This window comes from Ilumatobacter coccineus YM16-304 (assembly GCF_000348785.1).
In the GTDB taxonomy this organism is placed as follows: Bacteria; Actinomycetota; Acidimicrobiia; order Acidimicrobiales; family Ilumatobacteraceae; genus Ilumatobacter_A; species Ilumatobacter_A coccineus.
Genome location: NC_020520.1, coordinates 3,653,881 through 3,676,978, shown reverse-complemented (window position 1 = coordinate 3,676,978; position 23,098 = coordinate 3,653,881). Strand labels below are relative to the sequence as shown.

Here is a 23,098-nt window from a genome sequence, read left to right as displayed (position 1 = left end):
TCGCCTGCCGGTTGCTCGGGGCTTGCCGGTGTCAGGCGGTGTGCAGGCGGCCGGCGAACGCGTCGTGTGTGGCGGCCACGGTGGCAGCGGCGAGCACGTCGAGGGGTTCGTCTCGGAGGTCGGCGAGGAACTGGGCGACGTGAGGCACCCACGCCGGGCGGTTCTTCTTGCCGCGGTGCGGGATGGGCGCGAGGTACGGGCTGTCGGTCTCGACGAGCATCTTGTCGGCCGGGCAGCGCAGCGCTGCCTCCTGGACGTCGCTCGCCGAGTTGAACGTGACGATGCCCGAGAACGACAGGAAGATGCCGCGTTCGAGCCCCCGGTCGGCGGCGTCGGGGCCGCCGGTGAAGCAGTGGAAGATCGTGCGGTCGGGTACACCTTCGGCGTCGAGGATCTCGAAGGTCTCGTCCCACGCGTCGCGAGTGTGGATGACGAGCGGGAGTTCGTGCTCGTGGGCGAGACGGATGTGCTCGGCGAACACCTCACGCTGGACGTCTCGGGGGGAGTGTTCGTAGTAGTAGTCGAGTCCGGCTTCGCCGATGGCGACGATGCCGGGTGTGTCGAGCAGGTCGGCGATCGAGTCGGTGCCGTGTGTGGCTTCGTGCGGGTGGAGTCCGACCGTGGCGAACACGTTGTCGTGGCGACTGGCGACGTCGATCGCGGCGAGCGACGTGGCCCGATCGCATCCGACCGTGACGAGGATCTCGACGCCCGTCTCCATCGCCGCGGCGACAGCGCCGTCGGGCCCGTCGGGAATGCGCTCGTCGTGGATGTGGCAATGCGAATCTATGAACACTTGATCGGCCTCCTCTGTCTGATCGGCCTCAGACCAGGTCGGTGCGTTCCACGTACGATCGGCCGATCGCCAGGCTTGGTCGCTGGCGCTCCCGGCGCCGGCCGCGTCGACATCGAGGCGTACGGTCTGGCGGCGGGTTTCGAGGCCGATGCAGCGAGCGCGGCAGCGAGTCGCCGTGAGGCCGAACAAGGCACAACAACTGAACGGGGCATCGGGGCCGACGCAGCGAGCGCCAGCGAGCAAGTCTGGCGTTCGGCCGATGAGACGTGTTCGGCAGCGGGTCGGTGTGAGGCCGAACAGAGCATTACAGTTTGATGCGGGGGAACAGGGGATCGCCCTTGGTGACCGTGGCGCCGGCGGGGTACTGGCCCCAGGTGGCGGCGTCGGGGAGTCGCTGTTCGAGGACGTTGCCGGTCATGCCGATGCGTTCCCAGACCGCTTGGGCGGTGTCGGGAATCGCCGGGGCGCAGAGGATCGCCACGATGCGCAGTGCTTCGAGGGCGTCGCCCATCACGGTGTCGACCTCGGGGCCGGGCTCCGACTTCCACGGCTCGTTCTGTTCGAGGTGTCCGTTGGTCGCGCGGATGAGTCCCCACGTCGCGTCGAGGGCGCGGCTGGGCTGCATGTCGGCCCACCACTTGGCGGTGTCGTCGAATGCGGTGGCGGCGGCTGCGGCGAGCGGGCTGTCGGGTGACGGTGCGGTGCCGACGCCGTCGCACTTCTTCGACACGACGGTGGCCACGCGGGCGGCGAGGTTGCCGAGGTTGTTGGCGAGGTCGGAGTTGTAGCGACCGACGAGGCCTTCGTAGGTGAAGTCGCCGTCGCTGCCGTACGGGGTCTCGGCGAGCACGTAGTAGCGGAATCCGTCGAGGCCGACGTCGTCGATGAGGTCGAGCGGGTTGACCACGTTGCCGGAGGTCTTGCTCATCTTCTCGCCACCCGACAGGAGCCAGCCGCCGATTGCCCAACTCTTGGGCGGTTCGACTCCGGCCGAGAGCAGCATGGCGGGCCAGTAGACGCAGTGTTGGCGCACGATGTCTTTGCCGATGAGGTGTGTGCCGGGCCACCAGTCTTCGTAGTTCTCGCCACCGGCGTCGGGGTCGGAGCCGAACCCGATCGCCGCGAGGTAGTTGGTGAGTGCGTCGAACCACACGTAGGTGACGTGCTTGGGGTCCCACGGGAGCGGGATGCCCCATTCGAGCGACGTGCGGCTGATCGAGAAGTCACGCAGCCCGCTGCGGATGAGGCCGAGCGCTTCGTTGCCGCGATGTTCGGGCTTCATCGCGTCGGGGTGCTTGGCGTACCAGTCGAGCAGGCGGTCTTGGAAACGGCTGAGGCGGAAAAAGTAGTTCTCCTCCTCGAAGTACTCGACGGGGCGGTGGTGGATCGGGCAGTTGTCGCCCTCGCCGACCACACCGGCGTCGGAGACGAGTTCGTCGTCGGAGTAGTACTCCTCGCACGCCACGCAGTACTTCCCGGCGAACGTGTCGAGTTCGATGTCGCCGGCGTCGTAGCAGCGTTGGAGCAGTTCGGCGACGGCCGCCTTGTGGCGTGGTTCGGTGGTGCGGATGAAGTCGTCGTTGGCGATGTTGAGCCGTTCCCACGCCTTGGCGAACTTGGGTGCGATCTCGTCGACGAATTCCTGGGGCGTCTGACCGTTGGCTTCGGCGGCTTGCTGGATCTTGAGGCCGTGCTCGTCGGTGCCGGTGAGGTACTTCGTCTCGTTGCCCATGAGCCGGCTCCACCGGGTGATCGCGTCGCCGACGATCGTGGTGTAGGCGTGACCGAGGTGAGGCTCGGCATTCACGTAGTAGATCGGGGTCGTCACATACGTCCGGGTCACGCACCGCACGGTAGTGCCATGGTCGTCCGCCGCCACGCTGCGAATGGTCGGTTCGGCTTGGAGGCGGCATCTCGGGCTTCGTACGTTGCTGTGATGAGCGATCGATTCGCACGAGCGACGGCAGTGCACGAAGTCGAGCGGACCGCGGAGCGGGTGCTGTTCGACGCCGAGGTGCACGATGGATGGGACATCGGTGGAAACGCCAACGGTGGGTATCTCCTCGCGATCGCCGGGCGGGCGATGGCGACGGCGATCGGCCGGCCGCCGCTGACGATCACCTCGCACTATCTTCGTCCGGCGCCGGCCGGGCCGTGTCAGGTCGACGTCCGGATCGTCCGGTCGGGACGCCGGTTGGCCACGGCGACGGCGACGCTCACGTTGGGCGGTGCGATCACGCTGCAGCTCGTCGGGACGTTCGGCGATCAGCAGGAGGGCGGCCCGGAGGTGTTGATGGAGGAGCCGGTCGACATTCCGTCGTACGACGAGTGCATCTCTCGGCCGCAGACCGCCGAGTCCCCGGCGCTCATGAGCAACCTGGCCTGTCGTATGGCTCCCGACGATGCCGGGTTCGGCGACGGTGAACCGTCGGGTGTCGCGATGGTGCGCGGCTGGTTCGATCTCGCCGCCGGTGAGCCGATCGATGCCTACGCGATCCTGCTGGCCTCCGATGCCTTCCCGCCGCCGGTGTTCAACACGGCGATTCCGGTCGCGTGGGTGCCGACGATCGAGCTGACCGTGCACGTCCGCGGTGTGCCGGTGCCGGGTCCGCTGCGGTGCCGATTCCGTTCGCGTTTCATCCGCAACGGTCTGATCGACGAGGACGGCGAGATCTGGGACTCGAGCGGCGCGCTCGTGGCGCAGTCGCGTCAGCTGTCGTTGATGCCACGCTGATCAGGCGCCGAGACCGTGACGGTCGGACGTCGAGAGGCATTGGGCCGAGCCGGTCAGCGTCGGAAGCGTCGCTGAGGTGGTCGGCCGATCGTGCGGCCGGCGGCGAAACCGGCCACGCCGATGCCGGTTGCGGCGATGCCCGACAGCGTGCGGCGCAGCATCGACTTGGTGCGCTGGCTGAAGATCACGATCGGCCAGCCGTCGGCCCGTGCGCGCCGTTCGAGCGCCGCATCGGGATTGACCGCCACGGGGTGACCGACCGCTTCGAGCATCGGCAGATCGGATGCCGAGTCGCTGTACGCGTACGACTGTTCGAGGTCGTAGCCGTTCCACTCGGCGAGCTCTTTCATGGCGTCGACCTTGCCGGTGCCGTAGCAGAACGGCCCGTCGAGTTCGCCGGTGTACACACCGTCGACCACCACGCTGCGGGTGCCGATGCCGCCGGTCATCCCGAGGGCGGTGGCGAGCGGTTCGACGATCTCCTGCGGCGCGGCGGAGACGATGAAGCAGTCGCGGCCCGCTCGACGGTGCCGGTCGACCAGCCGTTTCGCTTCCGGACGGACGCGGTCGATCAGCTTCGGGAGCACCTCGGCGTTGAGCGCGACGAGCCCGTCGCGTTCCATGCCCTCGACCGCACCGAGGATGCGCTTGCGGACTTCGTCGGTCGTGTTGTCACTCGCACCGAACAGCTTGAACAACGCGGCCCCGGTGGCGTCTTTGGCGAACTGGCGCGTCGGAACGAGCCCGGCGCGGCGAGCTTCGATGGCGAGCGTGAACGCCGACGACCCCGAGATGAGCGTTCGGTCGAGGTCGAAGAACGCAGCGCTGGTGTTGCCGGTGCCGGCGGTGAGTGTGTACTCGCTCATGCCAGGCCCACCGTGTCGTTGCGTCCCGCCGTGTCACCGCGGCCCGCTGTGTCGTTGCGGAGCGCGTTGGCGATCTCGTACACGTCGCGCTTGCGGCGACCGGTCGTGTCGCTCACTTCAGCTGCTGCGTCGCGAGCGGTCGCGCCGTCGGCCAGCAGTGCGGCGAGCGAGCGGCGCACCTCGTCGTCGGTCGCTTCGGCATCGTCGACCGGCGCACCGTCGAGCACGATCACGTACTCGCCGCGCGGTTCGCCGAGATCGACGGTGGCGAGCGTGCCGTGCACCGTCTCCTCGTAGAGCTTGGTGAGTTCGCGTGACACCGACACACGGCGGTCGGCTCCGCAGGCGGCGGCGAGGTCGGCGATCGACTTGACGACGCGCTGGGGAGATTCGTAGATCACGACGGTGCGACGTTCGGCCGCGATCTCTGCGAGGCGTTCGGTCCGGTCGCGACCCTTCCGGGGCAGGAATCCTTCGAACACGAAGCGGTCGGTCGGCAATCCGCTCACGGTCACGGCCATCACGGCGGCGCTCGGTCCGGGGACGGCACTGACGTCGTGACCCGCATCGAGCGCGGCGGCGACGAGTCGCTCACCGGGGTCGGACACGCCGGGGGTCCCGGCATCGCTGACGACGGCGACGTCGCGACCCGATCCGAGTACGTCGAGCATGTCGTCGATGCGGGCGTACTCGGTGTGCTCGTTGCAGACGGCGAGCCGCTCCGCTCGGATGCCGGCGTGTTGCAGCAGGAGCCCGGTGCGACGCGTGTCTTCGCAGCAGACGAGGGCGACGCGGTCGAGGATCTCGACGGCGCGCGGTTGGAGGTCGCCGAGGTTGCCGATGGGTGTCGCCACCAGCCAGAGCGTGCTCATGCCTGGTCGGCCGTGGTGGCGGTGGAGTCGCAGCGCACTTCGATGGTGTCGCCCACGCACAGACCCCACCGGGCGAAGGCCCCGGCCTCGGCTTCGATCACACTGCGCGCTCGGAGCATCGGGAGACCGACGCGGTGGCGCGGCATCTGCGCGGTTCGAACGACCACGCCGTCACCGTCGAGGAACGCGACGTCGATCGGGAACTTCATGCCCACCGTGTGCACCCACCGACAGGGGTCGATCACGTACGCGCCTTCGATCCCGGTGCGTCCGAGCAGGCCGCGTCGACGCTCGGTCCGAGTCGTTGCCGACTCTGCCGATGCGAGTACACGAGCCTCGCTGACCAACCACGACATGCTTCTGCATCCTAGAAGCGATGGTGCCGGGTCGGGTCGCGTTGCGGGGTTGCCGCGTCGGGGTGACGGTGGATCGTCTGACGAGGACGCACGGTCGGTCGGCCGCTGCCGGGGTCAGACGTTGAAGCGGAACTCCATCACGTCGCCGTCCTGGGCGATGTAGTCCTTGCCTTCGACGCGCATCTTGCCGGCTTCCTTCGCCGCGTTCCACGAGCCGAGTGCGAGCAGTTCTTCCCAGTTGATGACCTCGGCGCGGATGAAGCCGCGCTGGAAGTCGCCGTGGATGCGTCCGGCGCACACGGGTGCGGTCGAACCTTCCTTGAAGGTCCAGGCTCGCGACTCCTGCTCGCCGGTGGTCATGTACGTGCGCAGACCGAGGAGGTGGTAGGCGCTGCGGACCATGCGGAACAGAGCGCCTTCGCCGAGCCCGAACCCTTCGAGGATCTCCTTGCGTTCGTCGGGGTCTTCGATTGCTGCGGCTTCGGCTTCCATCTGGATGCACATGCCGATCACCTCGACGTTGTCGCCGGCGTTGTTGAACTCGTCGGAGACCAATTTCTCCTTCTCGGGGATGGAGTCGATGTCGTCTTCGCCGACGTTGACGACCGCGAGCACGCGACGGTTGGTCAGCAGGAAGTACGGGGCGAGCGTCTCCTTGACGTCGTCGCTGAGGCCGGCGCGATACAACGGGAGCCCCTCCGACAGATGGTCGAACGCGGTCTGGAGCGCTTCGGTCTCGGCGACCATCGACTTGTCGAGCTTGGCGGCCCGCTTCGTCTGGTGGAGCCGCTTCTCCACGGTCTCGAGGTCGGCGAGCGCCAGTTCGATCTCGACGATTCGCAGGTGTTCGAGCGGATCGGACGGCCCGACGACGTCGTCGTCGACGAACGCTCGGAGCACGAACACGATCGCATCGACCTCGCGAATGTTGGCCAGGAACTTGTTGCCGAGGCCTTCTCCGGTGCTCGCTCCTTCGACGAGTCCGCCGATGTCGACCACCTCGACCTGAGCGTGGATCGTCTTCTTGCTCTTCGACATCTCCGACAGGCGATCGAGGCGGTCGTCGGGCACCATGGCCACGCCGATGTTCGGGTCTTTCGTGGCGAAGGGGTAGGGAGCGGCGAGCGCGCCGCCACCCGTGAGTGCGTTGTAGAGCGAGCTCTTGCCCGCGTTGGGGAGGCCGACCAGTCCGAAGCGTTCCATGCGGCAGTCGAGGCTAACTGCGTCGTCTCGACTCTGGTCGGCGAGCAATGGTCTGGTCTGGGTGTACACCGTTTTCCGGAACGGAGCCGGACCAGACCAGAGCGAGCGAGCGAGAGCGAGTGCGAGTGTCAGGCGGCATCGGGGCTCGGCAGGCCGCCCCACCGGTCGACGGTCGCACGGATTCTCTCGGCGACGGTGGCCGGCCGTGACGTGATCGCTCGGTAGGTGAAGCGGAGCACGATCCAGCCGAGCGCGGTGAAGCCGGCGTCGCGCTCGCGGTCGCTCTCGAAGTTGTCGCGCTGGAGTCCGTGATACGCCCAGCCGTCACACTCCAGGATGATCGGCGTCCCGATGATTCGGAAGTCGACCTCGCGTCCGGCGATGACGGGATGGAAGACGACCGGGGGCAGCTCGAATCGGCCGATCAGACGCGCCATCGCTGGTTCGAGCACGGAGTCGGCGGGCATCTGGTCGATTGCCCAGTCGTCGATGGCATCGCGGAGCGCCGTGATGCCGGAGCGGCCTGGGCGAGCGTGTTCCACGACCACGGTCTCGAGCGCGTCGAGGGTTGCCAGATCGTTGGTGATGGCGTGCCCGACCGCTCCCGACACGGCTGGGCGATCGACCGCACCGAGATCGAGCAGCGTGCGCAACACGTTCGTGCACCGGATGCCGTCGATTCGATGTGGGGCGAGACGCACGAGATCGCGAGGGCGGTGAACGTCGACGCCGGCGAGTCGGGGTGCGGTGCGGGCTCGACTCGGGTTGTGCTCGTCGTGCGGCACGATGATGTCGACCGGCGCCGAGTCGAACCCTGGGATGCCGTGCAGGTGAGCGGCCGATCGGTGCGATGCGAGTGACCGGTCGCCGGCCGCCGCTGTCGCGGCTGCGATTCGCTGCTCGGGGGTGTCAGGGGTCCCGACGAGGCGTACGACGCCAGGATGAAGGGGGATCAGGGTTCCGGAGGCGATGGCCCGGTACCAGGCCGACTTCGACAAGCCAGATTGTCGCAACGTGACGACACCGTGTTGTCGGCGGGCGAGTGGGTCGAGAGATTTCAGTTCCACAGACGGCCAGTGGGTCACCTTGAACCGAAAGCGGAAATCACTCTGGTCTGGTCCGCCTTCGTCCCGCCTTCCGCTGTTCCGCCGGACCGGACCAGAGGCCGTGGCCGCGGGCGAAGGATGGTCAGGGTTGGAGGATGGTGAGCTGCATGCCGGGGTCGCCGAGCGACGCGGTCACGATCGTGCCATCGTCGAAGATCGTTGCTCCGGTGAGGCAGGGCATGATCGTGCCCGCCCGCTCGAGCTCGGCGCGTTCCCGTTCCTCGGTGGCCGGGTTGATCGGGTCGGCGTCGGCGCCGTCGATGATCTCGTAGGCGCGGAGTTCGTTGTCGAGGAACCCGCAGATGGCGAGTCGTCCGTCGGGGAGCGGGATCATCGCGGTGGGGGCGCGGCCGGGTTCGGTGGTGCGCGTCATGTCGGCTCGGTCGGCGAGCAGGTCGGCGCGTCCGATTCGTTCGATGTCGTCGACGGTGTCGTCGGCAGGGTCGGGGCCAGCGGCGTTGTCGGCGACCCAGATCTCGTCGCCGATGGCCGTGAAGGCCCAGGGGTTGGTGTAGCCGACGCTGATCACTTCGGGCTCCTGGTCGGCGGTGCCGTCGGGGTCGAGTGCGAGGATCGCTCCGCCGACTCCGGTCTCGCGGTCGAAGCCGGTGTTGCGTCCGACGCCGACGAGGATGCGGCCGTCGAGTTCGCCGAGCACCCCGCCGATCGCGCCCGACGACGCTTCGCCCGCGCTCCAGATGATCCGGGCGTTGCTGTTTGGTGTGTCGGTGTCGGCGTTGCCGCCGGTGATCTCGCCGACGACGAGTTCGAACGTGTCGGGCTGCGTCCACGCCGCGAAACGGCGACCATCGACGACGACCTGTCCGAGCAAGCCGCGTTGTTCACCGTCGGCGCCGACGGGAATCCGGGCGACGACGGTGGAGGTGACGGTGTCGTTGCCGACGCTGAGACGGTGGATCGTGCCGTCGAGCCGATCGATCCATTCGACGGCGGGCACGTCGAGGTCGTCGCGGGCGACGAGTCCGACGATGTCGCCGGGTGATGCGTCGGGCAGGTCGAACAGGAGCTCCGGCTCCCGGGACGTGTCGTCGGCGTCGCATCCGCTGCCGAGGATCGCGAGGGCGGCGAGTCCGACGAGCGCGCCGCCGAGACTGCCGACGAATCCCCGTCCGATCATCCGTTGCCCGAGCACACGTCGACGGTAGCCCTGCGACCGTCGACGGGGAGCTCACCCGACCCGTCCCGAATCGTCTCACGCCTGAGATCGGTCGCCATTCCGAATCGTCTCACTCGGTGGATCGGGCGCCGTTCCGAATCGTCTCACCAGCGCGTCGCACCTGGTCAGCGACACCACGCGACCGAGTGAGACGATTCGTGATGAGCCCTCGCCAGCGCGATGAGACGATTCGTGATGGGCTCCAACCGGCCCGCTGAGACGTTTCGTGATGACGTCCAGCCGGCCCGGTGAGACGTTTCGTGATGACCTCCAGCCGGCCCGGTGAGACGTTTCGTGATGAGCTTCCGCCAGCCCGGTGAGACGATTCGGGACGGCATCGATGGGAGTACCATCTGAGCTCATGACACCCGAAGCGGCACTGCTCAAGGTGATCCACTACCTCGATCGAGCGCACGAGAAGGGCTACAAGGCCAAGGCCTTCACCCGAGCCCTCGACGTGGTGCGCAACACGCCGCCCGACGAACTCGAGCGTCGAGCGGCGTCCGACACGCTGACCGAACTCGACGGCATCGGCTCGTCGACGGCCGCCGTCATCTCCGATGCGATCGCCGGTCGAGAACCGGCGTACCTGACCAACATCGAAGCCGAGTCACAGGTACCGATCACTCCTGCCGGGCAGGTCTACCGCGACGCGTTGCGCGGTGACTGCCACCTGCACTCGACGTGGAGCGACGGCGGGGCCCCCGTCGAAGCGATGGCGGCGACGGCGATGGCGCTCGGGCACGAGTACATGGTGCAGACCGACCATTCGGCTCGTCTCACGATCGCCCACGGGCTCAACGAGGAGCGCCTCGCCGAGCAACTCGACCAGATCGCCGCAGTCAACGCAGCGATCGCCGATGCCGGGCACGACTTCCGGGTGTTGTCGGGCATGGAGGTCGACATTCTCGAAGACGGTGCGCTCGACCTGTCGGACGAGATGCTCGGTCGCCTCGACGTGGTGGTCGCGAGCGTGCACTCGAAGCTCCGCATGGAGAAGCAGCAGATGACCGAGCGGATGTTGCTCGCCATCGCGTCGCCCCACGTCGACATCCTTGGCCACTGCACCGGACGGATGATCGGCAAACGGCCGCCGAGCGACTTCGACGCCGACTACGTGTTCGCGGCGTGTGCCCAGTTCAACACCGCGGTCGAGATCAACTGTCGACCCGAACGTCTCGACCCGCCTCGCGAACTCCTGCGTCTCGCGGTCGAACACGGCTGCTGGTTCACGATCGACACCGACGCCCACGCGACCGGACAGCTCGAATGGCAGCCGCTCGGTTGCGATCGCGCCGCCGAGTGCGAGGTCCCGATCGACAAGATCTTGAACACGCTCCCTGCCGAAGAACTCCTCGCCTGGACCGGCGCCGCCGCCTGACGCCCTACCAAGCGACGGTCAGCCGCCGGCGAACAACGCGCCGTACATCGCCATGAGCACACCGGCACCGCGGGCGTCGCCGGTGAGCGACGCCTCCATGCGGTTCATCACGTAGCTGAAGCTCATCTTCTGATCCATGTCGATGATCGCCAGCGAGCCACCCCAACCTCCCCAGAAGCAGACCTTGCTCTCGGGCGGGAGCGGCAGCATGGGGCTGGGCAGGCCGAAGCCCATCCCGAGCTTGAGTTCGGTGCCGAGCAGCACCTTGTCGAAGCCTTCGGCCTGCACGTCGAAGATGCGTTCGAGTCCTTCTGGCGAGATGATCTGCTTGCCGTTGGCCATGCCACCGTTCGCGGTGAGGGTGTGGATCGCAGCGACCGATCGAGCGTTGCCGTGCCCGCCGGCGGCCGGCACTTCGGCTCGTCGCCAGTCGATCGTCGACGAGTAGCTCGCGTCCATCATCGGGTTGGACAGCGTGCGCCAGGCGATGCTGGTCTCGTCGGGCATTTCCACGGACGGGTCCTGACCGAGCCCGAACGCCGGTGGGATGACGTGGGCGATGCGCTCGTCCGCTTCGGGCGGCGTGCCGATGTGGAAGTCGGCGTCGAGCGGTCCGGCGATCTCGTCGGCGAAGAACTGCCCGAGCGACCGTCCGTCGATGCGCTTCACGATCTCGCCGAGGAGATATCCCTGGCTGATCGCGTGATAGCCCGAACCCGACCCGGGCTCCCACCACGGCGCTTGGGCGGCGTGGAGCGTGACCAGCTTGTCGTGATCGAGCAGATCGGCGACCTCGAGTGGCTCGTCCCAGCCCGACAACCCGGCCGTGTGGCCCATGATGTGACGCGTGGCGACGTGCTCCTTGCCGCCGGCCGCGAACTCGGGCCAGTAGTCGGCGACCGGTGCGTACAGGTCGAGTTCGCCCCGGTCGGCGAGCAGCAGACAGCAGAGGAACGACATGGTCTTGGTGGTCGACCACACGTTGACGATCGTGTCGCGCTCCCAGTCGCGTTCGCCGTCGTCGTACGTGGCCGTGCCGCCCCACAGGTCGACGACGGTCTCGCCGCCGACGGTGGCGGACACGGAGGCTCCGACTTCGCCACCGGTCTCCCAGTTGGCAGCGAACGCGTCGCGCACCGCTTCGAATCCGGGGGCAACGGTTCCATGAATCTCGGTCATGGCGACACCGTACGCGTCCGGCAACCCGCCGCCGGACAGCGGAGCAACGCGCGCTCTGTCGAACGTCACGGTTGGGGGAGGCCTGAAGCGGTCATAGGATCAAGCCCCTTATGTCGAAGAAGACCAAGAAGCGCAAAGCACGTCTCCGCCGTTCCAAGGCGAACCACGGCAAGCGTCCCAACATGGGTCGCTGAGACTCGGCAACCGCCGGTCTCGACGCGTTCGACCTCGTAACCGAACTCATCGTCCAAGCGCTCGCGAACCGATCTCTCCCCGTCGGAGGTGGTCGAGGACCGGGCGCTTCGTCGCGTCTGGGCATCGGTCAATCGGGTCTGCGATGATCGGATCATGACGGCGCTCGTGGAATGGCTGACGATCTCCGGTGATGCCGAAGCATGGCGGTCGATCGGCCTGGTCGTCGCCGACGACGGGTTGATCCCGCTGCACGGCACGTCGCTGCGCATCATCGAGACGGCGCCCGAACGGACAGGTATTCGTGGATGGGCGCTGAGCGGCGTCGACACCGGGCTCGACGGAACGGTGATCGACGGTCTCGACACCAGGGTGGTCGAGCCGATGGGTCCGACGTTCGCCCAGCACGACCTCGGCGCGAGCGGTCTCGATCACGTGGTGGTGATGACCAACGACCTCGAGCGAACGTCGACGGCGATCGCCAACGCGACCGACTGTGAGCTGAAGCGGGTGCGCGAGGTGGGCACCATGAAGCAGGGATTCCACCGCATCGGTCGCGGTGGGCTGATCGTCGAGATCGTCGAACGACCCGAGGTCCCCGACGGTCCGGCCCGCTTCTGGGGTGTGGTCGTCAACGTCGAGGATCTCGATGCCGCGTGCGAACGGATCGGAACCGACCTGATCAGCGAACCGAAAGACGCCGTGCAGCCGGGCCGCCGCATCGCGACGGTGCGCGACGACGTCGGTCTCGGCCTCCCGGTCGCCCTGATGACGCCCTGACCGTCGAGCGTGGGGCGCCGCTTCGACCGACCGGACGTCACTCGTCGTCGGTCGACCGAAGGTCTCGAAACGGGATGCGTTCGGGAATGAGCCGTGACCATTCGGCCGGGGTGAGCGTGTCACCGCACCGGTCGAGAATGCGTGCGATCGCCTCGTCGGGGTCGAGCACCCAGCGGTTGATCCGCTCGTGTGGCCCGGCGCCGAGGACGTGGCGATCGTCGGCCGACAACGCCACGGCGTAGACACCCGCTTCGCCCGACGGGATCGCGGCGATCTCGACCGGATGGGTCGGCGACGAGAGATCCCAGAGCCAGACGTTGCCGTCGGTGGATCCGGCGGCGAGGCGTGTCCCCGATCGACTGAACGCGACGCTCATCACGTGCCCGGTCGGGCCCGAGACCCGAGCGATCTCCTGCACGCCGGAGCCGGTGAGGTCCGCTGTCGACCAGATCGACGCGGTGCGGTCGGCGTTCCCGACGACGAACCACGGTTTCGACGGATGAGCCTCGACACAGAGTGCAAAGCTGCTCCCCGTCGACCACGACACCGGGCTACTCAGCTGATCCTCATCGATCTGCCAGAGGGTCGCCCGGCCGGACTCCGACACGGCGCACAGCTGTCCGGCGGTCGACAGCGCGAGACCGAGGCCGGGCGGTTCGATCCGCTGCGAGGCGACCAGGCGAAAGCGATCGGCGAGGTCGGTTCGCCGCCAGACGTCGACGATGCCCGCCCGGTCGACGGCGGCGAGCGTCAGCCCGTCAGGCGAGTGTGTGATCGCCTCCACCAGTTCGTACATGTTGCTCTCGAGCCGCTCGAGGTCGGGCAGGACGTCTCCACTGGTCTCGGCGACGAACATCTGGCCCCGGCGTCCGCCGATGTATCCGACGCTCGCGTCGGTGGACAGCAACGTGGTCCCCGACAGCAACCCCGGACCGTCGGAGCCGTTCGACGTGAGTTCACGCACCACCGCGACGGGGCGATGATCGTCGTCGAGGGCCCACAGTCGAGTGTGATCTCGCGATCCGCTGAGGGCGTACCTGCCCGACTCGTCGAGCGTGAGCGACCAGATGCTCGCAGGCGGGCGATCGAGCGCGCCGGCGTCGTCGGGGCGCCTCCAGGTTCGAACGATGCCGTCCTCGCCGGCGGTGATCACGGTGTCTGCGGTGATCACCACGTCGGTGACGACGGCGGGATGTCGGAGCGGAGCGGGGATCTCGCTCCACGTCTCGGTCGACCAGAACCGTACGGTGCCATCCGAACTGGCCGACGCCAGCAGTGCCCCCTCGGGCGAGATGGCGAGCCCGTTGATCCACGACGCGCAGGGGACCTCGGTGAGCCGTTGCGAGTCTGCCGGAGCGGTCGGGTCGAGCGGGAGACGCACCACGTGGCCGTCGTAGAAGCCGGCGATGAGCGAGTGCAGTTCGGGGATCAAGAGCAGTGCCCCGCAGGGTGTCTCGCTCGGGCACCAGGTGCGATCTCTGCTCGGTGCCGAAGACGGCGCCGAGTCGAGGTCATCGACCCGGACGCGGCCCGAATGTGATCCGGTGGCGACGAGACCCGATGCAGCGGAGATGGTCAGCGTCTTGTCGTCGACCTCACCGACGAGCAGTCGTTCGACTCCCGAGTCGAGGTCGAGCGCGACGATGCGATCGGCGAACGCGACCACGGCCTCGCCGCTGGCCGAGGTCGTGACCGCGAGCGCGCCGCCGCCCGGGTCGTGCGTCAACGCTCGCGAGGCTCCGCTCGCGAGGTCGATCGCTTCGACGCCGGCGGACGAGACGACGAGCACGGTGTCGTCGACCAGCGCAGCCGCACCGATCTCGTCGGCGCTCGCCTCGCGCACGAGGCGTCGACCGCCGCGAGGATCGGTGACCGTGACACCGCCCACCGGGTTGTTCGCGACCACGATGCGGCCATCGGCGCCGACGAACGTGTGGAACGAACCGGGATCGAAGATGGAGCGCGGGCCGGGCAGCGACTCGGCGGTGGCCAGGAGCACGGCCGTCGCCTCCGAGGTCGCGGAGGTGCGGTACGCGGCGATCGCGACCTGGGCAGCGATCGACGGCTCAGACGAGGTCAGCAACGTCGACTGCATCGCCAGTTGTCGCGAGAGCAGCGCCGCCTCGGCCGCCTCGTCCTCCGCTCTCGCTCCCCGGCTGGCTTCGACGAACGCTCGGTGGAGCGGACTGAGTTGGCCGTGGGTGGTCGGTGAGCCGATCGCGTGGATGGCGTCGTCGAGCAACGAGCCACGCAGGAGGCCGTCGCGAGGGCGGCCCGTCTCGACCCACTGTTCGGTGGCGTGGCGGATTCGCTGGGCCGCGATCAGGTCGACGCGGGCGTCGTCGATCCAGACGCGTAGGCGCGGCCACGCTTGAACGAGCGACTCGTGTGTGATGCACACGATGTCGGCATCGACGGTGAGCAGGCGTCGACGGGCGAACTCGGCGATCACCATGCTGCGCTCGTGCGAGTCGATCGACTGGGCCCGGTCGAGGGTGAGGTGTCGTCTCGTCGGGCGACCGTCACCGTTCATCTGGACGAGCTCGATGAAGAGGTCGCGAATGACCTGAGCGTCGACGTGGGGGACGAGTCGTTCGTACGCGGCATCGGCGCTCTTGCCCATTGCGTGGTTGAGCCCGCCGAGTTCGGCGTAGCGCTCGAAGGTGAGCGTGTCGCCGTCGCGTGACTCGGCGAGCATCCAGAGCACATGCGACAACAGGGGGAGTGTTGCCGAACGGTCGAGCGCTCCGGGCCGGGTGAACTCGCGCATGATCTCCGCGTGCAGGCGAGGCTCGATGATCAGCCCGGCTCGCTCGGCCGGTCCGTAGATGCACTCGGTGATCGCCGAGACATCGGGAGGTCCCACGACCACGGGTCCGGCCGTCACACCGACCGCCAACGCCGGCACCGACGCGATCTCCTGGAAGAAGTCGGCTCGGGCAGCCACGACCAACTGGACGTCGGTGCGCCGCGCCAGTCGTTCGATCGCGTCGAGATACGTTCCGACGTCGGGTGCGTCGACAGCTGTGCGTTGGGTGGCCGGGTTGGTCGGCACCCGTCCGGTCGGAGCGAAGACCTCCTCGAACTGGTCGACGAACACGACGATCGGCTGTCGGCGTCGGTGAGATTCGGGTGTGGCCAGGATGTCGTCGATCGGGTCCAACCCGTCGTATGGGTGGATGCAGACGACCTTCGAACCGTCGTCGGTCGCTCGGGGAATCAGACCCGCTTGGATCAGCGAGGTCTTCCCGGACCCGGACGGGCCGAGCACGATCGTCGGCGTCGGAGGTTCGGTCGAGCGCGACGTCTCGATCCGCTCGGTGAGGAGATCGACGAGCTGCTGACGCCCGAAGTACAGCGACGCGTCGTCGGCCGTGTAGGCAGCGAGGCCGCGATAGGGATTCTCCGGCGAGTCGTGCCGGTCGGCGCCGGAGCGCAGGTCGTTGAGCCAACGCATCCACTCGGCGCGATCGGAGCGCTCGACCTCGAAGAGTTCGAGGAGGCGCTCGAAGTCGTCGTTGTCGCGCTGGTACGGCAGGTGCTTGCCTTTGCACCAGTCGTTGATGGTCGACGCCGGACGGCCGAGCTTGCGTTCCAAGAGGGCGTAGCTGAGCGACGAGTGCTTCTTGAGCCCGGTGAGGCGTTCGGCGAACTGTTCTTTCGACCCCCTCACTGCCAGAAACATAGATGACCGGACGCCGGCCATTCGCAGTTGTGGCGATCTGTTCGCCGAATTCCCGTCCGAAGTTGTCCGGACTCCGCCCGATTCTTCGACTCCGGACGAACGCCGTGGTGTACTCATCTCGTCCACATCGGGCGGATGTGGATGCAACCGGAGCTTCCGTTGCGCCGCACCCGTGTCGCGGTGCAACGGAAGCTCACCGGTTGGTTCGGTCATCGGCACAGTGCGCACAGCGACCTCAGATAGCGTCGGCCGGCGATGAGGATCTCGGAACGTGTCGACAACGCCGTCAGGGCGATGGCCGAACTCGCTGCGGCCGACGGCGTGCTCCTCACCGCCGAGGTGATCGGCTCGCGACAGGGTGTGTCGACGAAGTACCTGCACGACATTCTCCGTGACCTCAAGCGGGCGGAGCTCGTCCGGACCAAGCGTGGCCCCGACGGTGGGTTTAGCCTGTCGCTTCCCGCCGACGACATCTCGCTCGCCGACGTGTTCCGCGCGATCGACGGACCGCTCGCCGACATCCACGACGAGAGTCTCCGTTCGCTCAGCTACGAAGCACCGGCCGAATCGCTCCCGGTCGTGTGGATGGCGATCCGAGCGAGCCTGCGTCGTGTTCTCGAGACCGTCTCGCTGGCCGACCTCGTCAACGGCGAACTGCCCGACGAGGTGGTCGCGCTCGCAGCCGAGTACGGCAACGACACGCGGTACGCATCGGGATCCGACGCACCTGAAACCAGCCAGGGGCGCGGCCTGCCCTCCCACACCACGAGGACCCCATGAGCTCGATCAGCCCCGCCACCGTCGATGCAGCCGTTCGTGCCGTGCGCCGAGCCGCCATCGCAACGAGGTGGGCGCAGGGCCGTCTCGTCAGCGGGAACACACTGACCAAGAGCGACGACAGCCCGGTCACCGTCGCCGACTTCGCTGCGCAGGCGATCGTGTGCAACACGTTGGCCGAGGAACTCGGCGATGTGGCGGTGGTCGGCGAGGAGACGCCCGACGACCTGGTCGATCGGCCCGACCTGCTGGACGGAGTCGCGTCGCTCGTCGCCATGGGCGTCGGGACGTCGAACGTCACGGCGACCGATGTGATCGAAGCGGTCGGGCGAGGAGCGTCGGACGCGCCGCGCGACGGCACGTATTGGACGCTCGATCCGATCGACGGCACCAAGGGATTCGTTCGTGGCGACCAGTACGCCATCGCCCTGGCGTTGATCGAGGGCGGCCGCGTCGTGTTCGGCGTGCTCGGCTGCCCGAACCTGCCCAACCCCGACGGAACCCGGGGAGCGCTGCTCGTCGGCTCGGGGGAGGGCGCCGTGATGTACCCCCTCGACGACGCTGCTGGGGGTGATGGCGTCAGCGCTTCGGAGGGACGACCGATCCGTGTCGACGCCGCGGCGGTGCTCAGCGAGGCGCGCTTCTGCGAATCGGTCGAGTCGGGCCACTCCGACCAGACGCACTCGGTCGCGATCGCCCAACGGTTGGGCATCACCGCAGAGCCGTATCGCATCGACAGCCAATGCAAGTACGCCGCCGTCGCTCGTGGCGACGCGTCGATCTACCTCCGGCTGCCGACCCGTGCCGACTACGTCGAGAAGATCTGGGACCACGCAGCCGGCAAGTTCGTGGTCGAGTGCGCCGGGGGCGTGGTCACCGACGTGGCCGGTGCGCCGCTCGACTTCTCCCACGGCAAGTTGCTGCAGGCCAACCGGGGCGTGGTGGCGACGAACGGCCGATTCCACGAGCAGGTGCTCGACGCGGTCGGCGCCGTCCTCGACCTCTGACCGAACCAGACAACGGTCGACAGCCGATCCGTCGCTCTTCTAGAGCGTCGCTCTTGCAGAACGTTGCTCTTGCAGAACGTCGCTATTGCATATTGTCTACCGAAACGGTAGACAATATGAACTATGAGCGCATCCTCGAACCAGACGAGTACCGCGACCGGTGATACGGCAGCGGGAGGACTCACCGCTGCACGCCTGACGCACCTGCAACGGCTCGAGGCCGAGGCGATCCAGATCATGCGTGAAGCCGTGTCGGAGTCCAACCGGCCGGCGATGCTCTACTCGATCGGCAAAGACAGCTCGGTGATGTTGCACCTCGCCCGCAAAGCGTTCTTCCCGAGCATCCCTCCGTTCCCGCTCGTCCACGTCGACACGACGTGGAAGTTCAGCGACATGTACGAGTTCCGCGACCGCACGGCGGCGGAGGTCGGCATGGACCTCGTCGTGCACCAGAACCCGGAGTGCGTCGAGCGGGGCATCAACCCGTTCGACCACGGCTCGTCGGTGCACACCGACATGTGGAAGACCCAAGGGCTGAAGCAGGCCATCGACCTCAACAAGTTCGACCTCTGCTTCGGCGGCGCTCGACGCGACGAGGAGAAGTCGCGAGCCAAGGAGCGAGTGTTCTCGATCCGCTCGCCGCAGCACCAGTGGGATCCGAAGCGCCAGCGCCCTGAACTGTGGCGGATCTACAACGGGCGCCGCAGCCCGGGCGAGTCGCTGCGGGTGTTCCCGATCTCGAACTGGACCGAACTCGACGTGTGGCAGTACATCCACCTCGAGCAGATTCCGATCGTGCCGTTGTACCTGTCGGCGCCGCGCCCCGTGGTCGAGCGTGACGGCACGCTGATCATGGTCGACGACGATCGCTTCCAGTTCCGGGAGGGCGAGACGCCCGAGATCAAGTCGGTGCGCTTCCGCACCCTCGGCTGCTACCCGCTGTCGGGTGCGATCGAGAGCGAGGCGACCACGCTGCTCGACGTCGTGCAGGAGATGCTGCTCGCCACCACGTCCGAACGCCAGGGCCGTCTCATCGACACCGACTCCGACGGTTCGATGGAGAAGAAGAAGCAGGAGGGCTACTTCTGATGCTCATCTCCCTTCCCCACCCGTCATCCGGTGTCAGACACCGAATGACCGCGACGATCGACTCGAGGAAGCACTGACATGGCGCACTCATCTGAACTCATCGGCGAAGACATCGAGGCCTACCTCACGTCGCACCAGTACAAGTCGCTGCTGCGCTTCATCACCTGCGGCTCGGTCGACGATGGCAAGTCCACGCTCATCGGCCGCCTGCTGTACGAATCGCACCTGGTGTTCGAAGATCATCTGGCGTCGCTCGAAGCCGACTCCGCTCGGGTCGGCACGCAGGGCACCGATCTCGACTTCGCCCTGCTGCTCGACGGGCTGACCGCCGAGCGCGAGCAGGGCATCACGATCGACGTCGCGTACCGCTTCTTCTCGACCGAGAAGCGCAAGTTCATCGTCGCCGACACGCCGGGCCACGAGCAGTACACGCGCAACATGGTCACCGGTGCCTCCACGGCCGATGTCGCGGTGATTCTCGCCGACGCTCGCAAGGGCGTGCTCACGCAGACCCGTCGACACAGTTACCTCGTGTCGCTGCTCGGGATCGAGAAGGTCGTGGTGGCGATCAACAAGATGGATCTCGTCGACTACGCCGAGGACACGTTCGACACGATTCGCCAGGAGTACCTCGACTTCGCCGGGCAGATCGGGCTGAGCGACATCACGTTCATCCCACTCTCGGCGCTGAAGGGCGACAACGTCACCGAATCCAGCGCGAACACGCCCTGGTACGAGGGGCCGTCGCTGATGGAGTTCCTGGAGACGGTCGACGTCGAAGCCCATCCCGAGACCCAAGCGCTGCGGATGCCGGTGCAGTGGGTCAATCGGCCGAACCTCGACTTCCGTGGCTTCTCGGGGCAGATCGTCGGCGGCAGCGTTCGCCCGGGCGATCCGATCCGGGTGCTTCCGGCCGGCACCACCAGCACCGTCGACCGCATCGTCACGATGGACGGCGACCTCGACGAGGCCATCGCCGGCCAGTCGGTCACGCTGACCCTGACCGACGAGATCGACGCCTCCCGTGGCGACGTGATCTGCGCGGCCGACGCCCCGGCCGAGGTGGCCGACCAGTTCGAGGCGCACATCGTCTGGATGCACGAAGACGAGATGCTCCCGGGTCGTCCGTACTTGATGAAGATCGGTGCCCGCACGGTCGGCCTCACGATCGACAACCCGAAGTACCGGGTCGACGTGAACACGCTCGAACACCTCGCCGCCGACACCCTGTCGCTGAACGAGATCGGTGTCTGCAACATCGGCCTCGACCGCGCCATCCCGTTCGACCCGTACGAAGCCAGCCGCGACATGGGCGGCTTCATCATCATCGACAAGCTCACTCAGAACACCGTCGGTGCCGGACTGCTGCACTTCGCGTTGCGTCGCTCGCACAACATCCACTGGCAGGACGTGCGGGTCGACAAGGCGGCCCGGTCGGAGATGAACGATCACCGCCCGGGCGTCGTGTGGCTGACCGGTCTGTCGGGATCGGGCAAGTCGACCGTGGCCAACATCGTCGAGTCGAAGTTGCACGCGATGGGCGTGCGCACCTACCTGCTCGACGGCGACAACGTGCGCCACGGTCTCAACCGCGATCTCGGCTTCACCGACGCCGATCGCGTCGAGAACATCCGTCGTATCGCCGAGGTGACCGGCCTCATGGTCGACGCCGGCCTCGTCGTGCTCGTGTCGTTCATCTCGCCGTTCCGAGCCGAGCGACAGTTGGCGCGAGACCGTGTCGACGACGACGAGTTCATCGAAGTGCACGTCGACGCGTCGCTCGAACTCGCCGAGTCGCGAGATCCGAAGGGTCTGTACGCGAAGGCGCGTGCCGGTGAGCTGTCGAACTTCACCGGCATCGATTCGCCGTACGAAGCACCCGAGCAACCCGAGGTGTACGTCGACACGGGCACCACGTCCCCCGAGGACGCAGCCGACCGGATCATCGAGTCGTTGCGCTCCAAGGGCATCGTCACCTGAGTCGAGCGGCCATCCGGCCGCAACGAGTCCGACGCCGACACCGGTCGGTGACGGCGGCCCCGAGAAACGAGAGAACCGATGAGCGCTGATGCGTGGATCACCTTGGTGGCGATGATCGTCACGGTCGGTGTGTTGCTGCTCGACCGGTATCCGCCGGTCTTCGTGCTGGGCGGAGCCGTGGGCGCGCTGATGTTCGCCGACGTCATCGACACCGACATCGCGCTCAGCGGTCTGTCGAGCCCGGCACCGGCCACGATCGCCGCCCTCTACGTTCTGGCGGGAGCGGTGACGGCGACGGGCACGTTCGCCAACGTCGTCGACCGTCTGCTCGAACGCAAGAACCCGGTCGTCGCCCTCGCGGCGGCCACGGCGAGTATCTCGTCGGTCGTGCCGAATACACCTCTCGTCGCGATGTTCGCACCGCGCGTCGTGAGGTGGTCGCAGCGGCACGGCGCCAACGCCTCGCGCTTCCTGCTCCCGCTGTCGTTCGCCAGCATTCTCGGGGGAGTGGTCACGCTCATCGGTACGTCGACCAACCTCGTGGTGTCCGATCTGCTCGAGCAATCGGGTGCCGAGCCGCTCCACGTCCTCGAGATCACCGCCGTCGGTCTCCCGGTGGCCGTGATCGGCATTGCGCTGCTCGCCACCGTCGGCCAGCGCCTGCTCCCGGAACGCGTCGCAGCGGTCGACTCCATCGACCGTCGCGGCCGCGAGTTCCAGGTCGCGGCGCGTGTCGTGTCGGGAGGTCCGCTCGTCGGTCGCACGATCGCGGACTCCGGTCTTCGCAACCTCGACGGCGTCTTCCTGGCGCTCGTCGAACGCGGCGGGTCCGCAGGCGGCATCAGCGGCTCGGCGACCGACGACGACGCGGCCGGCGACTCGCCCACGGCGCTCGCGGCGTCTCCCCACACCGTGCTGCTCGCCGGCGACGTCTGCTGCTTCGTCGGCGAGGTCGGGCGAGTGGTCGACCTGCACGCGTTCGACGGGCTCGAACCGCTCGAAGAGCAACACGTGGCGAGCGCCCAGGGCGCCGGCACGATGATGTTCGAAGCGGTGATCGCTCCCGCATCCGAACTCGTCGGCGCCACGTTGAAGTCGGTCGCCTTCCGCGGCCGGTACGGGGGAGCGGTCATGGCGATCCACCGCGCCGATGGCGACCTCGGCGGCCAACTCGGTCGGCGAGTGCTCAAGGCCGGCGACGTGTTGCTGGTCCTCGCCGACGAGTCGTTCGCCCGACGCTGGAGGAACCACGCCGACTTCTCGCTGGTGGCCGCGGTCGACGAGTCTCCACCCGAGCGGCGCAGCCACTCGCTGCTCGTCGTTGCCGCCACGATCGGCCTCATCGTCGTGGCGACGGCCGGGGTGTTGTCGCTGTTCGAGGCCGCCGTGGCCGCGGCGATCGTCGTGGTCGCCGGTCGAGCGATCTCGGTCAGCGAGGCCTGGCGGGCGATCAATCTCAATGTGACGCTGACCATGGCCGTCGCGATCAGCCTCGGCGGTGCGGTGTCGTCGAGTGGTCTGGCAGCCGAGGTCGCGAGCCTCGTCGCGAACGCCGATTCGCTCGGCTTGGGTGACGTGGGCCTCGTCGTTGTGACCATGCTCGCCACGCTCGTGCTCACCGAGTTGCTCACCAACACCGCTGCCGCCGCGCTGATGGTGCCGGTCGCGCTCTCGGTCGCCGCCGACGTCGGAGGCGATCCGCGAATGCTCGCCATCGCCGTGCTCATCGGCGCGTCGTGCTCGTTCCTGTCGCCGGTGGGGTATCAGACGAACCTGATGGTGTACGGCCTCGGCGGCTACCGCTTCACCGACTTCACCCGGGTCGGTCTGCCGCTCACCCTGTCGACGCTCGTGACCTCAGCCATCATCCTCCCCATCGCCTACACCTGACCCGTGTTCCCTTCGGACCAGGCCGGAG

General features: G+C 67.5%; 18 protein-coding genes. 8 read left to right on the top strand and 10 right to left on the bottom strand.

Features of this window, described 5'->3' with window-relative positions; genetic code table 11:
• Positions 1-31: 31 nt before the first annotated feature.
• Together YM304_RS16570 and metG are read right to left on the bottom strand one after the other, a co-directional pair.
• Positions 32-796 carry a TatD family hydrolase gene (locus YM304_RS16570; RefSeq protein ID WP_015442864.1) on the bottom strand — a complete coding sequence of 255 codons (765 nt, stop codon included), beginning with the start codon at positions 794-796 and terminating at the stop codon, positions 32-34.
• 304 nt (positions 797-1,100) lie between these two features.
• Positions 1,101-2,639: a methionine--tRNA ligase gene (gene metG, locus YM304_RS16565; protein ID WP_154723505.1), complete on the bottom strand. Its 1,539-nt coding sequence runs from the start codon at positions 2,637-2,639 to the stop codon at positions 1,101-1,103.
• A 93-nt stretch (positions 2,640-2,732) separates the two neighbouring features.
• Between metG and YM304_RS16560 the strand changes: the two genes are divergently transcribed.
• Positions 2,733-3,530 (top strand): thioesterase family protein, encoded by a 798-nt coding sequence (locus YM304_RS16560; protein WP_041298386.1) that lies wholly within the window; start codon positions 2,733-2,735, stop codon positions 3,528-3,530.
• Positions 3,531-3,583: 53 nt separating this feature from the next.
• Here YM304_RS16560 and YM304_RS16555 read toward each other — a convergent pair whose 3' ends face one another.
• The 6 genes from YM304_RS16555 to YM304_RS16530 all read right to left on the bottom strand — a co-directional run bounded on the left by YM304_RS16555 (position 3,584) and on the right by YM304_RS16530 (position 9,086).
• Entirely contained in the window at positions 3,584-4,396 is an 813-nt protein-coding gene (locus YM304_RS16555; RefSeq protein ID WP_015442861.1) for an HAD family hydrolase, read from the bottom strand.
• Positions 4,393-5,268, bottom strand: a complete 876-nt coding sequence (rsmI, locus tag YM304_RS16550) for a 16S rRNA (cytidine(1402)-2'-O)-methyltransferase (protein WP_015442860.1) — start codon at positions 5,266-5,268, stop codon at positions 4,393-4,395. Before rsmI ends, YM304_RS16555 begins: the two co-directional genes overlap by 4 nt.
• Positions 5,265-5,624, bottom strand: coding sequence for a DUF192 domain-containing protein (locus YM304_RS16545; RefSeq protein ID WP_015442859.1), 360 nt, complete (start codon positions 5,622-5,624; stop codon positions 5,265-5,267). Before YM304_RS16545 ends, rsmI begins: the two co-directional genes overlap by 4 nt.
• A 114-nt stretch (positions 5,625-5,738) precedes the next feature.
• Entirely contained in the window at positions 5,739-6,827 is a 1,089-nt protein-coding gene (ychF, locus tag YM304_RS16540; protein WP_015442858.1) for a redox-regulated ATPase YchF, read from the bottom strand.
• 128 nt (positions 6,828-6,955) lie between these two features.
• Positions 6,956-7,894 carry a DUF559 domain-containing protein gene (locus tag YM304_RS16535; RefSeq protein WP_041298385.1) on the bottom strand — a complete coding sequence of 313 codons (939 nt, stop codon included), beginning with the start codon at positions 7,892-7,894 and terminating at the stop codon, positions 6,956-6,958.
• Positions 7,895-8,015: 121 nt separating this feature from the next.
• On the bottom strand, positions 8,016-9,086 hold the full coding sequence (locus YM304_RS16530) for a hypothetical protein (RefSeq protein ID WP_015442856.1): 1,071 nt from the start codon (positions 9,084-9,086) through the stop codon (positions 8,016-8,018).
• A 385-nt stretch (positions 9,087-9,471) separates the two neighbouring features.
• Between YM304_RS16530 and YM304_RS16525 the strand changes: the two genes are divergently transcribed.
• Entirely contained in the window at positions 9,472-10,491 is a 1,020-nt protein-coding gene (locus YM304_RS16525; protein ID WP_015442855.1) for a PHP domain-containing protein, read from the top strand.
• An 18-nt stretch (positions 10,492-10,509) separates the two neighbouring features.
• Here the strand turns inward: YM304_RS16525 and YM304_RS16520 are convergent, their stop codons facing one another.
• On the bottom strand, positions 10,510-11,670 hold the full coding sequence (locus tag YM304_RS16520) for a serine hydrolase domain-containing protein (RefSeq protein ID WP_015442854.1): 1,161 nt from the start codon (positions 11,668-11,670) through the stop codon (positions 10,510-10,512).
• A 348-nt stretch (positions 11,671-12,018) separates the two neighbouring features.
• Here YM304_RS16520 and YM304_RS16515 point away from each other — a divergent pair, with 348 nt between their 5' ends.
• Positions 12,019-12,642 (top strand): VOC family protein, encoded by a 624-nt coding sequence (locus tag YM304_RS16515; protein WP_015442853.1) that lies wholly within the window; start codon positions 12,019-12,021, stop codon positions 12,640-12,642.
• A 37-nt stretch (positions 12,643-12,679) separates the two neighbouring features.
• Here YM304_RS16515 and YM304_RS16510 read toward each other — a convergent pair whose 3' ends face one another.
• A complete protein-coding gene (locus YM304_RS16510) occupies positions 12,680-16,540 on the bottom strand; it encodes an nSTAND1 domain-containing NTPase (protein ID WP_154723504.1) in 3,861 nt (1,286 codons plus the stop codon).
• A gap of 42 nt (positions 16,541-16,582) precedes the next feature.
• Between YM304_RS16510 and YM304_RS16500 the strand changes: the two genes are divergently transcribed.
• The 5 genes from YM304_RS16500 to YM304_RS16480 all read left to right on the top strand — a co-directional run bounded on the left by YM304_RS16500 (position 16,583) and on the right by YM304_RS16480 (position 23,070).
• A complete protein-coding gene (locus tag YM304_RS16500; protein WP_015442851.1) occupies positions 16,583-17,107 on the top strand; it encodes an RrF2 family transcriptional regulator in 525 nt (174 codons plus the stop codon).
• A complete protein-coding gene (locus tag YM304_RS16495) occupies positions 17,104-18,111 on the top strand; it encodes a 3'(2'),5'-bisphosphate nucleotidase (protein ID WP_015442850.1) in 1,008 nt (335 codons plus the stop codon). Before YM304_RS16500 ends, YM304_RS16495 begins: the two co-directional genes overlap by 4 nt.
• Before the next feature lie 195 nt (positions 18,112-18,306).
• The gene (gene cysD, locus YM304_RS16490; protein ID WP_041300350.1) at positions 18,307-19,200 is read left to right on the top strand and encodes a sulfate adenylyltransferase subunit CysD; all 894 of its coding nucleotides are present in this window, start codon (positions 18,307-18,309) and stop codon (positions 19,198-19,200) included.
• 78 nt (positions 19,201-19,278) lie between these two features.
• Complete coding sequence (gene cysN, locus YM304_RS16485; protein ID WP_015442848.1) at positions 19,279-21,180, top strand: sulfate adenylyltransferase subunit CysN; 1,902 nt, start codon at positions 19,279-19,281, stop codon at positions 21,178-21,180.
• A gap of 78 nt (positions 21,181-21,258) precedes the next feature.
• Positions 21,259-23,070 (top strand): SLC13 family permease, encoded by a 1,812-nt coding sequence (locus YM304_RS16480; RefSeq protein WP_015442847.1) that lies wholly within the window; start codon positions 21,259-21,261, stop codon positions 23,068-23,070.
• Positions 23,071-23,098: the final 28 nt, after the last annotated feature.

What these genes read in the sequence shown, in the direction of transcription:
- YM304_RS16560 (WP_041298386.1), top strand. Translation starts at nt 2,733, where the DNA reads ATGAGCGATCGATTCGCACGAGCGACGGCAGTGCACGAAGTCGAGCGG.
- YM304_RS16555 (WP_015442861.1), bottom strand. Translation starts at nt 4,396, where the DNA reads ATGAGCGAGTACACACTCACCGCCGGCACCGGCAACACCAGCGCTGCG.
- rsmI (WP_015442860.1), bottom strand. Translation starts at nt 5,268, where the DNA reads ATGAGCACGCTCTGGCTGGTGGCGACACCCATCGGCAACCTCGGCGAC.
- YM304_RS16545 (WP_015442859.1), bottom strand. Translation starts at nt 5,624, where the DNA reads ATGTCGTGGTTGGTCAGCGAGGCTCGTGTACTCGCATCGGCAGAGTCG.
- ychF (WP_015442858.1), bottom strand. Translation starts at nt 6,827, where the DNA reads ATGGAACGCTTCGGACTGGTCGGCCTCCCCAACGCGGGCAAGAGCTCG.
- YM304_RS16525 (WP_015442855.1), top strand. Translation starts at nt 9,472, where the DNA reads ATGACACCCGAAGCGGCACTGCTCAAGGTGATCCACTACCTCGATCGA.
- YM304_RS16520 (WP_015442854.1), bottom strand. Translation starts at nt 11,670, where the DNA reads ATGACCGAGATTCATGGAACCGTTGCCCCCGGATTCGAAGCGGTGCGC.
- YM304_RS16515 (WP_015442853.1), top strand. Translation starts at nt 12,019, where the DNA reads ATGACGGCGCTCGTGGAATGGCTGACGATCTCCGGTGATGCCGAAGCA.
- YM304_RS16510 (WP_154723504.1), bottom strand. Translation starts at nt 16,540, where the DNA reads ATGACCGAACCAACCGGTGAGCTTCCGTTGCACCGCGACACGGGTGCG.
- YM304_RS16500 (WP_015442851.1), top strand. Translation starts at nt 16,583, where the DNA reads ATGAGGATCTCGGAACGTGTCGACAACGCCGTCAGGGCGATGGCCGAA.
- YM304_RS16495 (WP_015442850.1), top strand. Translation starts at nt 17,104, where the DNA reads ATGAGCTCGATCAGCCCCGCCACCGTCGATGCAGCCGTTCGTGCCGTG.
- cysN (WP_015442848.1), top strand. Translation starts at nt 19,279, where the DNA reads ATGGCGCACTCATCTGAACTCATCGGCGAAGACATCGAGGCCTACCTC.
- YM304_RS16480 (WP_015442847.1), top strand. Translation starts at nt 21,259, where the DNA reads ATGAGCGCTGATGCGTGGATCACCTTGGTGGCGATGATCGTCACGGTC.